We start from the raw sequence: 10,691 nt of genomic DNA on the forward strand, positions 1-10,691 counted from the left end.
GGGGGGGGGGGGGCGGGGGGGGCCCGCGGCGGGCGGGGCCGGCCCCGCCGCCACCGCGTTCCCTCCAGCTCCGCAGCAACTCCTTGCCCCGCCGGCGCGCGGCGACGTCACCGATGACCGCCGACATCAGCGGCGCCGTACGTCGGCGGGCCAGGAGCAGTCGCTGGTTGAGGACCGGGTCCGGGCGCCAGTGGTGCTTGTACGGTTCGTCGCCGCGCAGCAGGCTCAGCGTCCCGCGGTCACCGCCCTCGGTGTGCCGGGAGCAGGCGTCGAGCAGTATCACCGCCACGTCCGCCTTGCGTTCGCGCAACCCCGGATGGGCGCCGTACAGATAGCCGCCCGCGAGGCGCCGGGACAGCATTGTGAGGTCCACGGCCATCACGGCGCCGTCGAGCCGGAACTCGGTGACGACCGCGTCCCCGGACCGCACCATCGGGCCCACCGAGCGGACCAGGTGCTCGGAGAACCGTTCATGGAGGTGCTCGGGCGTCACCTTCCGGTCCGCCCACTGCAGCCGGTGCAGTTCGAGCAGCCGGCCGAGGGCCGCGTCCACCTCGTCGTGGCCCACCACCCGCCGTTCGACCCCGAGCGCGGTGAGTTTGCGCAGCTTGGCCCGGACGCGCTGAGCCTTGGAGGAGGGGAGACGGCCGATCAGCTCGTCCATCGAGGCGGCCGGAAGTTCCAGACACAGGGAGTCCCCGACCTGGCGGCGCGGTCCGCTCCAGTGCTCGTAGACCCGCTCCACGGCGCCGCCGGGGCGGACCTCGCGGAAGTCGATCAGCGCGGTGCGGGCCGCGGCCGACAGCCCCTCGGCGAGCAGGGCCGCCGCGCGGTCGGCGTGTTCGTCGTCGAGGAGCACGTCCGCGTAGTCAGAGATCGGTCCGCCGAGCGGCACGAGCGCCGACAGCCGGCGGCGGGCCCGCATCAGTGGCGCGACCGCGAGCAGTTCACCGCCCTCGCGCACGACCACAAGACGCAGTCGCCCCGGTGTTCCGTAGGACAGCCACCAGGAGTGCAGCCAGGCGTGGCTCTGGAAGGCGGTGGCGGCGCCGCACCGGTGGTACAGGCGCCCCCAGTCCGCTGCCATGTCGGCGAACTCCCGCTCCTCGGTGATGAGTTCCGCTCGCGCGGTGTCGAGTACACCGGCCTGGAGCGTTGCCGCGCTCACCGCTGGCCGTGCACATCGGCGGCGGTGGCGGGGCTCGGCACCGAGGCCGGACGTGCCGGGTCGGCGGAACGCCGGGGCCGGACCAGCAGCACGAGTCCGCCGAGCAGTCCGCCCGCGCTCGCACCGACCAGGCCCGTCACCGTCGGGGACGGCGATGACGCCGAAACCGGCTTCACCGCGCGGGAGAACGACAGAAGCTGGACGTGGGTGCTCTTCTGGCTCGCGTTGGCGTGCTGGGTCAGCGAGCGGGTGACCGCGTTGGCCATGTCGGCGGCCTGGTCGGGGTGTGTGGAGGTGGCGGAGACCGCGACCATCGGGGCGTCCGGAGAATTCGCCGTCCGCACGCTCGCCTCCAGCGTCTTCACCGGCACACCGGCCCATACCTGCGCGTCCCCGAGCACCGCGAGCTGTGTGGCGACACGGCCGTAGGCCTGGGCGAAGCCGAGTGCGGCCGAGGGATCGCCCTTGTCCGTCGGTACGGCGATGACATAGCTCGTGGCCGTGTAGGACGGGGGCTTCACCACGCCGTACGCGCCGCCGAGCGCGCCGCCGAGCACGGCCGTGGCCGCGAGCAGCGACCACGCCGGCATGGTCCTCGCCCGGGGAGGGGCCGAATCCCAGGGACGGTGGCCCCTGGTGAGGTTTTCGGACATGTGGAACTCACTCCAGTCAGGTGCGCGCGACAGCGGCCGCGTACACGTCCATGAGCTGTGCGGCGCTGCGGGTGATGCAGTAGTGGTGGGCCGCCTCCGGGGCCGAGCGGGGGGCGGGGCCCCGGGCCCGGACGCCGGTCAGCGCCCGGGCGAAGGACTCCGCGCCGCCGCCGACCCGGGTGGCGCCGCGGGCCGCTCCGGGCGGCAGGTCCTCGACGGCCGGGCAGGAGACGTACAGCACCGGAAGTCCGGCCGCCAGGGCCTCCACGACGGCCAGCCCGAACGCCTCCTCGGGGCTGGGCGAGGCGAGGACGTCCATGGCCGCTATCAGTGACGGCAGATCTGCGCCGGGAGAACCGCCGGCGGGGCGCTCCCCGGCGAACAGGACCCGGTCCGTGACCCCGGCGTCGTGCGTCGTGCGCCGCAGCGCGACCTCCTCCGTGCCGCCGCCGACCAGCAACAGCCGGCAGTCGCCGGGCAGTTCGGCCAGCGCGCGGATCAGGACGTCGAACCGCTTGCCGGGCGCGAGCCGGCCGACCCCGCCGACGACGAACGCGTCCTCCGGGAGCCCGAGCCGGCGGCGGGTGCGTTCGCGCAGGTCCGGGTCGAAGCGGAAGCGGGCGATGTCGACGCCGTTCGGCACGATCTCGATGCGCGGTGCGGGCACACCCCAGCGGCGCAGGCGTTCGGCGACCGTGGGCGAGACGGCGACGGTCGACCGGCCGAGCCGCTCGCCGGCCAGATACAGGGCGCGTACGCCGGGACCGAGCGGGCGGCCCTCCATCTGCGAGTCGCCGAGCGAGTGCTCGGTGGCCACCACCGCTCGCACCCCGGCCAGCCGGGCGGCGAGCCTGCCGTACACGCAGGCCCGGTAGAGGTGGGTGTGGACGAGGTCGTAGCGTCCCGTGCGGATCACCTTCACCAGGCGGGGGAGGGCGGCGAGGTCGCGGTTGCCGGACATGCCGAGATGGATCACGCGCACACCGTCGGCGGCGAGCCCGTCGGCGACGGGGCCGGGGTTGGTGAGCGTCACGACGTCGCAGGCGACGGGCAGGTGGCGCAGCAGCAGCCGCAGTTGCTGCTCGGCGCCACCGATCCCGAGGCCGGTGATGATGTGCAGCGCCCTCACCGGCCCGCCTCGACCGGGCGGCGGCGCAGCCGGTGGAGCCGGTGCTTGAGGAACAGGCGTACGGAGGTGTCGTTCTCGCCGATGTGCACACGAGGGAGGGCGTACGGGCCGGTCAGTGAGCCGGGGTCGATCGCGCAGCCGTAGCCGTAGCCGGCGTCGCGGACGGCGTCGACGACCCGGCGGTCGACGGTCCCGTACGGATAGCAGAAGCCGTCGACGTGAGCACCGATCAACTCAGAGAGCACCGCTCTGCTCTCGGCGACCTCGGCGCGCAGCACGGCGTCGTCGGCCTTCGTCAGATCGACATGGGTGAGTCCGTGCGAGCCGACCTCCATGCCCTCGGAGGCGGCGGCGAGTCGGATGCCCTGCTTGCCCAGCAGCGGCTTGCGGGGGCCCAGCGGGTCCCAGGCGTTGTCGCCGTCGAGCCTGCCGGGCAGCACGAACAGGGTGGCGCCGAATCCGTGGCGCCGCAGGAGGGGCAGAGCGGTCTCGACGAAGTCGGCGTACCCGTCGTCGAAGGTCAGGGCCACCAGATCCCGGCCCTCGCCGCGGGCGCGGGCCGCGAGCAGGTCCGCGACGCACACCCCGCGCAGACCGTGCCGACTCAGCCAGTGGAACTGCTGGTCGAGGCGGCCGGGGGAGACCGTGACGTGGTACGGGTCGTCGGAACAGTCCCCGACGGAGTGGTACATCGCCACCCAGGGCGGCGCGTCGAGGGCGTTCGTACCGGTGCGTCTGCTGCTGTCAACGGAAACGGGCACAGGAAACCCTTCGTGTGACGGAACGGAGTGCGGAGGCGAACCCCTCGACCCGGAAGGCCCAGGCCAGCAGGGCGAAGACGACGGTCACGACCGTGCCGCCGACGACGAGTCCGAGCAGCGGGGAATCCACGCCGCTCGCGCACAGGCCACCGGTCACCGCCGCGGTCAGGGCGGCCCGCAACGGTTTGCCGATCTCGGACAGCACCGCGCGGGTGCGGATCGGCACACTGCGCGGACCCATGCCGTACAGCAGCAGCCCGGCGGTGAGGGTGATGCCGGCCGCGTTGGCCGCGGCGATACCGCAGACTCCCCAGGGGCCGACGGCCAGGACCCCGGTCCAGCAGGTCGCGACGATCCCCGCGGTCATCGCGAACAGCGGGTACCAGGTCGGCCGCCCCGAGCAGAAGTACGAGCGCACGAGCGCGCCGACCAGGGTGTGGCCGAGCAGTCCGAGGGCGTACACCCGCATGACCGCCGCGGTGGCCGCCGTGTCCTGGGCGGTGAACGCGCCGCGCTGGAAGAGCAGTTGGATGATCTGCGGGGCGCACGCCACGACTGCCGCCGTGCCGAGGAGCGCCGTGCAGGCGACGAGTGTCAGATCGCGCTCCACCCGGTCGCGGGCCCGCTCGGTGTCGCCCTCGGCGATGGCCTGCGCGACCACCGGGAAGGTGACCGTGCAGAGCATCAGCGAGAGCACCATCGGCATCTGGGCCACTTTCTGGGCGTAGTTCAGATGCGAGATGGCCCCGGCGGGCAGCGAGGAGGCCAGGAAGCGTTCGATGAGGACCTGGGACTGCCGGCACAGCGCGAAGAGCAGCACCGTGCCGACGAGGGTCAGGTCCATCGGGCGGGCCGGCTCACCGTCCAGGGTCGCGGGAGCCGATTCCCCGCGCCGGAGCTGCCGCCACAGCGACGGTGCCTGCGTCACCACCATCAGCCCGCCGCCGACCGCGACACCGAGCGCCGCCGACCGTACGCCGTAGCGCGCGCCGAGGACGAACATCGCCGCGATGATCCCGGTGTTGTACGCGATGTAGATCGCCGCCGGTGCCACGAAGCGGCGGTGCGCCCGCAGGGCCGCGCTGCAGTACCCGGCGAGCCCGAAGGAGAACACACAGGTCGCGGTCAGCCGGGTGCAGTCCACCGCGAGCCGGGGATCGGGCAGACCGGGCGCGAGTGCCTCGACCAGGTACGGCGCCCCCGCGATCAGCAGGGACCCGACGGCCGCGAAGGCGAACGTCAGCCGGGGCAGGGTGGCGGCGACCAGCGCGCGTACGGGATCACCGGCGGCTCCCTGGGCGCGCCGGGTCACGGCCACGCTGAACGCCGGGATCAGGACGAAGGCCAGCCCGTCCTCGATCAGCAGGGTCGCCGCGAACTCCGGCACCGTCCAGGCTACGAGGAAGGCGTCCGTGTCCGAGCCGGCCCCGAACAGATGCGCGAGCGCCTGGTCCCGGCCGAGGCCCAGCAGCGCTCCGGCGATCGAGAGCGCGATGGTGACGAGGGCCGCCCTGGCGAGAAACCGGTTGGACGCGGCCTCGGGCCGGCCCCCACCCTCCCGGGCCCCGGGCACCCGCCCACCACGCGTCCCGGCACCGGCACGCCCCCGCGCACCCGCACCCGTGCCCGTCCCGGTGTCCGGGTTCGCGCCCGCACCCGTACCCGTGCCCGTCCCGAAGTCCGGGTTCGCGCCCGTGCCCGCACCCGTACCCGTGCCCGTCCCGAAGTCCGGGTTCGCGCCCGCGCTCGCACCCGTGCCCGTGCCCGTCCCGAAGTCCGGGTTCGCGCCCGTGCCCGTGCCCGCACCCGTGCCCGCGCCCGCGCCCGCGCCCGTGCCCGCGCCCGCACTCGCACCCGTGCCCGTGCCCGCGCCCGCACTCGCACCCGTGCCTGCACCCGTGCCCGCACTCGCACCCGTGCCCGTGCCCGTCCCGAAGTCCGGGTTCGTGTCCGGGTCTTCGCCCGCCCTGGGCGGTGTCACCGTCATCGCGCCGCGGCCGCTTCCCGTACGGCGGCGGTCGGCGCCGATCCCTCGGTGTCCGGCGTCGCCGACGGATCCATCAGCGCCCACCAGCCGATGACGCCGAAGACGACGGCCGTCAGGACCGTGGAGGGGCCGCCGATGTCCGCGTACACGAAGTCGACCAACTGCCAGACGAGCAGCCCGCACGCGACGAGCCCGCAGTCCGTGCCGGGCGGGGTCCGGCCCGCGGCGAGGCCGGATTCCGCGCCGTCCCGTGCCGCGCGGCGCACGCGGACGAGCCCGCGCAGCGCACCCGCCAGCAGCACGAGCCAGCCGCCCGCCAGGGCGAGCAGTCCGACGAGACCCTGCTCGCTGAGCACGAGGAGATACATGTTGTGCGGCGAGAGCAGCGCCTGTTTGTGAAAGGCGGCCCCCGCGCCCGCGATGTCGCTGCCCGAGGACAGCGCGAGCGAGGCATGACCGTCCCGGTACTCGGGGAAGCCCTTCAGCCCGACGCCCGTCAGCGGGTGCTCGCGCCACATGTCGGTGGCCGCCGCCCACATCGTGTACCGGTCGGTCACCGACTGGTCCGGCGCGTCGGTGACCTGCGTGATGCTGCTGACCCGCTCCTGGAGCATCGCGCTGCCGAAGCCCAGCCCGCCCACCAGGATCACCCCGGCCGCGGCCAGCACCGCGACCGTCCGCACCGCGCGCCGCGGCCCCGCCAGCACGAGCTGCGCGCCGCAGGCCACGGCCGTGGCGATCCACGCGCCCCGGCTGAACGAGAGGGCCAGCGGCGCCAGCAGGGCCAGCGCGCACACCACGGCGACCGCGCGCCGCCGTGCCTCGTCCGATCCCAGGGCCAGCGCCACCGCGCACACCACCCCGAACGCGACCACCGTCGCCATGCCCATCACGTCGGTCGGCCCGAACGTGCCGACGGCCCGGACGTTCTCGCCCTGGTACGAGGCGCCGGTCCCGGTGACGTACTGCCGTACCCCGACCGCCCCCTGCCACAGCGCCAGCGCGACGAACGACCAGGCCAGCAGCCTGAGGTCGCGCCGGTCGCGTACGAGCAGCAGGACCGCGGCCGGCACCAGCACGAAGATCTGCAGATACCGGGTGAGGCCGGTGATCCCCGCCCCCGGGTCCGCCGCCCCGGCCGCCGCGAGAGAGACGCCGACCACGGGGAGCCCGAGGACCAGGGCCGCGGTCGCGGACAGGGGGCGCCGCCGGGCCCGTACGAGACGCACCGCGCAGCAGAGCACCACGAGACCGGACATGGCGTCCGCGATGTTCGCGCCGCCCTCGCCGTTCGGCGCGATCGGCAGCCCGAGCAGCGCGATCACCGCGACGACGGGCAGCACGGGCAGCGCCCGCCGCAGGGCCGCGGTCAGGGTGTCCAGGGGAGTGACGGGCAGGGACTGGCTCACCGGCTCAGCTCCCCGTCGGGCGCACCAGCGCCGCGGCCGTGCGCAGCAGGATGCAGATGTCCTGCCACATCGACCAGTTGTCGATGTACGCGTTGTCGAAGCGGCACCGGTCCTCGATCGAGGTGTCGCCGCGCAGCCCGTGCACCTGGGCGAGTCCGGTGATGCCGGTCTGCATCCGGTGACGGGCCGCGTATCCGGGGTAGGTCTGGCTGAACTTGGTCACGAAGTAGGGCCGTTCGGGGCGCGGGCCGACCAGGCTCATGTCGCCCCGGAGGACGTTCAGGAGCTGGAGCAGCTCATCCAGCGAGGTGCGCCGCAGGAACTGGCAGAAGCGGCTCATCTCCTGCTCGCCCGCCACACTCCAGCGGGTCGCGGCCTCGTGCGCGTCGACCGGGCGGTGGGTGCGGAACTTCAGCAGCGTGAACGGCCGTCCGTCCTTGCCGATGCGCTCCTGCCGGAACACCACACCGGGCCCGTCGGTCAGCCGCAGGAAGGCCGCGAACACCAGCAGCAGCGGACTGACCAGCAGCAGCAGCGTGCCGGAGACGGCGACATCGAGGAACCGCTTCCCGAAACCGGCGCGCCGCCCGCCGACCGACAGGGGGCGGCAGGCGAAGCCGGCGAGCGTGTGCCCACCCGCGCGGTCGTACGACGGTGAGTCCGGGTCGACCTCCCACAGCGCGCAGCCCGCGAGGGCCAGCGCCCGCAGCATCGGCCCGCGCCGGCTCGGCGGCTCCACCACCAGCACGGCGCGCACGCTGTTCTGGATGAGCGCACGCTGCACCTCCTCGCCGGCGGTGAGCACCGGCAGGACGTCGAGGCCGGTCGGCCGGTCGGCGACGACACCGACCGGCCGCACCCCGCAGTTCGGGTGGCGCAGGAAGGCCGCGGCCACCCGCTGGGCCGTCCCGGCGGGACCGATCACCAGGGCGGCGGCGGGGTGCCGCGCGAGCGCACGGCGGCGCCGCCAGTGCACCGCGCCGCGGCCGGCCAGGCTGATCACCGCCTGCGCGGCGCACCCCAGCACCAGCGTCCGGACCGACAGCGCCTCGTCCGGGACGACCGCGGCGAGGACGGCGGCCAGGGCGCACCAGGTGACCACGATCCGCGCGCAGACGGCGGGCAGTTCGTCGAGCAGGGCGGGCACTGGCGCCGGCCGGTACAGGGACCCTCGCGCGTTCAGTGACATCACGCCGAGCAGCAGAGCGACGACGGCCGGCGGGTGTTGCTGGATCTCCGCCAGGGTCTGTCCGGCCGTCAGCGCCGCGACGGCGTCCACGGCGGCCAGCGGCGGCCAGGAGACACGTCTGACGGTACGCCGCTGTCCGGCCGGGAACCTGAGACCGCCGCCGGTCTTGCGCGACGGCATGACCGAGAGGGATGAGAATCCGTACTCCCGCGGCTGTCCGCCGGGGGAGGGAACGGTGCTTTCCGCAGTCACGAGTGGATGGACTCCCTGCACTCGGTGTGGTCCGCGCACATGACGCCCCCGGCGTGCTGCGGCTGTCGCCCGGTCAGTAGTTCGCGGTACACCCCCGCGACCGCGTCGGCCGTGAGGCGAACGTCGTGCGTGGTCAGTACGTGGTGGCGTCCCTGCCGGCCGAGCGACGCGCGCAGCGGGGCATCGGCCAGCAGCGCGGCGATCGCCTCGGCCAGCGCCGCCGGTTCCGGCGAGGCCACCAGGCAGCGGGTGTCGTGTCCCGGCGGCAGGCTCTCGCGGGCGCCGTCCACGTCCGTCATGACGACCGGGCGCCCGCAGGCCATGGCCTCCAGCGGGGCCAGCGCCATGCCTTCCCAGCGGGACGGCAGCACGACCAGGTCGGCGGCCTGATACCAGGGCACCGCGTCGGCGGCGGCCCCGGCGAACAGCACGTCACGCGGTGCCCCGGCGCGCAGCCGTGCCGCGTCCGGCCCGTCACCGACGAGCACGAGACGCGCCGTGGGCACCCGCCGCAGCACCGCCGGCCAGGAGTCGAGCAGGATGTCCTGCCCCTTCTGCCGGCACAGCCGTCCCACGCACACCACCAGCGGAGCCGCCGGCCCGACCCCCGTGAGCAGCGGCATCCCGGCTCGTACGACGTCGGCGGCGGCTGGGCGGAAACGCTCGGGGTCGACGCCGTTGGGGATCACCCTCCAGGGGGCGCGCACTCCGGCTCGTACGCCGGTCGCGCGCTCCGCCTCGCTGACGCAGACCACCCGGGACGCCCAGCGGGCACCCCAACGCTCCCAGCGCAGCGCGAGCGCCGCGGCGGCACCGTCGACGGCCTCGAACGACCAGGCGTGCGGCTGGAACACCGTCGGCACCCGGCCGCGCAGCGCGAGCCGGGCCGCCAGTCCCGCCTTCGCACTGTGCGCGTGGACCACGTCGGGCCGCACCCGCGCCAGCACCCGGCCGAGCCGGCGTACCTCCTGGGCGAGCTGCGGTCCCGGCGCCCGCGTCGCGTGCCAGGGGCGTACGTCCGCGCCGAGCGCACGCACCTCCCGGGCGAAGGCGTTGCCGTCCGGGCAGGCGACGGTCACCCGCGTTCCGGCGGCGAGCTGGGCGCCGACGAGGTCGGCGACCACACGGGCGACGCCGCCTTCGACCGGCTGCGTGACATGAAGGACCCGCGGCGGAGGGTCTGTTGGCAGATGCATGCGCGGTTCCTTGCTCACGGGCGGCGCGCCGGGGCGCGCGTCACTGCTTCGCGTCGACGGCGGCGAACAGTGCCCCGACCCAGGCCGCGTCCCGCTGCGAAACGATCCGGAAGGCCGACTGGTCACCCCCGCCGTAGATCTCCTTGCCGAGATGGCGGAGGTCCGGGTCGTGGGGCAGGACGGACTCCGCGATCGCACGGCGCAGCGGCAGGCCCGGGGAAGTTCGCATGACCGGCGGTGCCCTTTCGGGGAAAAGGTTCTGGACCAGCGGACGGACGTAAATCCGAGAATCAGATGAATCAGGCATGTGCGCTTCGGCTCCCCGCGAGCTGCCGGCGCCCCTCGACGCCCGCTTCCGGACGTCCTCGGAGAGCCCGACTTTAGCCGGTGTCCCCATTTATCAGTGAAAGCCACGATGTGTGTCGGATTGGTCAAGCGCGACCGCCCGGGACATCACCCCTTTGGAGGCACAACCCGCGTGAGCGCCGCGCGTTGAATCCAGAGCCGGGCACCCCGCCCGGATGTCGAGTCGATTTTCAAGGAGCACTTCTCCATGTCGCGTATCGCGAAGGGCCTGGCCCTGACCTCCGTCGCCGCCGCCGCCGTGGCCGGCACCGCCGGCATCGCCGCCGCCGACAGCGGCGCGCACGGCGCGGCCGCCCACTCCCCGGGCGTCCTGTCGGGCAACGTCCTGCAGGTTCCCGTTCACATTCCGGTCAACGTCTGCGGCAACACCGTCAACGTCATCGGTCTCCTGAACCCCGCGGCCGGGAACGTCTGCGTCAACGACTGACGTCATCGAGGACCTTCCTGGCCGGGGGGGCCGCCCGCACCGCCGGGGGGGCGGGCGGCGCCGCCGCCCCCGCGGGCGGGGGGGGCGTTAATCCCACCCCCGGGGCTGCTCCGCCTCCCGCCGGCCGAGCACCGCGCACGAGCTATGAGACCCC

At 74.3% G+C, this 10,691-nt stretch carries 10 protein-coding genes; 1 reads left to right on the forward strand and 9 read right to left on the reverse strand.

Features of this window, described 5'->3' with window-relative positions; genetic code table 11:
* The 9 genes from ACFXGX_RS11850 to ACFXGX_RS11890 form a co-directional block, all read right to left on the reverse strand.
* The coding region (locus tag ACFXGX_RS11850) for a GNAT family N-acetyltransferase (RefSeq protein ID WP_384788530.1) at positions 1–1,087 on the reverse strand (1,087 nt) is incomplete at its 3' end.
* A gap of 77 nt (positions 1,088–1,164) precedes the next feature.
* Entirely contained in the window at positions 1,165–1,821 is a 657-nt protein-coding gene (locus tag ACFXGX_RS11855; protein WP_384788430.1) for a lipopolysaccharide biosynthesis protein, read from the reverse strand.
* Between the two features lie 16 nt (positions 1,822–1,837).
* Positions 1,838–2,950 (reverse strand): glycosyltransferase, encoded by a 1,113-nt coding sequence (locus tag ACFXGX_RS11860; protein WP_384788432.1) that lies wholly within the window; start codon positions 2,948–2,950, stop codon positions 1,838–1,840.
* Entirely contained in the window at positions 2,947–3,642 is a 696-nt protein-coding gene (locus tag ACFXGX_RS11865; RefSeq protein WP_384788533.1) for a polysaccharide deacetylase family protein, read from the reverse strand. Before ACFXGX_RS11865 ends, ACFXGX_RS11860 begins: the two co-directional genes overlap by 4 nt.
* Positions 3,643–3,694: 52 nt before the next feature.
* Positions 3,695–5,698 (reverse strand): murein biosynthesis integral membrane protein MurJ, encoded by a 2,004-nt coding sequence (gene murJ / locus ACFXGX_RS11870; RefSeq protein ID WP_384788536.1) that lies wholly within the window; start codon positions 5,696–5,698, stop codon positions 3,695–3,697.
* Positions 5,695–7,059, reverse strand: a complete 1,365-nt coding sequence (locus ACFXGX_RS11875) for an O-antigen ligase family protein (RefSeq protein WP_384788539.1) — start codon at positions 7,057–7,059, stop codon at positions 5,695–5,697. Before ACFXGX_RS11875 ends, murJ begins: the two co-directional genes overlap by 4 nt.
* Before the next feature lie 52 nt (positions 7,060–7,111).
* Positions 7,112–8,548, reverse strand: coding sequence for an exopolysaccharide biosynthesis polyprenyl glycosylphosphotransferase (locus ACFXGX_RS11880; RefSeq protein ID WP_384788435.1), 1,437 nt, complete (start codon positions 8,546–8,548; stop codon positions 7,112–7,114).
* The gene (locus ACFXGX_RS11885) at positions 8,545–9,744 is read right to left on the reverse strand and encodes a glycosyltransferase family 4 protein (RefSeq protein ID WP_384788438.1); all 1,200 of its coding nucleotides are present in this window, start codon (positions 9,742–9,744) and stop codon (positions 8,545–8,547) included. The genes ACFXGX_RS11880 and ACFXGX_RS11885 overlap by 4 nt, the downstream gene beginning before the upstream one ends.
* A 40-nt stretch (positions 9,745–9,784) precedes the next feature.
* On the reverse strand, positions 9,785–9,973 hold the full coding sequence (locus ACFXGX_RS11890) for a hypothetical protein (protein ID WP_384788441.1): 189 nt from the start codon (positions 9,971–9,973) through the stop codon (positions 9,785–9,787).
* Positions 9,974–10,297: 324 nt separating this feature from the next.
* On the opposite strand from ACFXGX_RS11890, the gene chpG reads away from it, so the two are divergent.
* Positions 10,298–10,537, forward strand: coding sequence for a chaplin ChpG (gene chpG / locus ACFXGX_RS11895; protein ID WP_384788444.1), 240 nt, complete (start codon positions 10,298–10,300; stop codon positions 10,535–10,537).
* The last annotated feature ends 154 nt before the right edge of the window (positions 10,538–10,691 follow it).

The sequence above is a fragment of the Streptomyces sp. NPDC059371 genome, assembly GCF_042751995.1.
Taxonomy (GTDB): domain Bacteria; phylum Actinomycetota; class Actinomycetes; order Streptomycetales; family Streptomycetaceae; genus Streptomyces.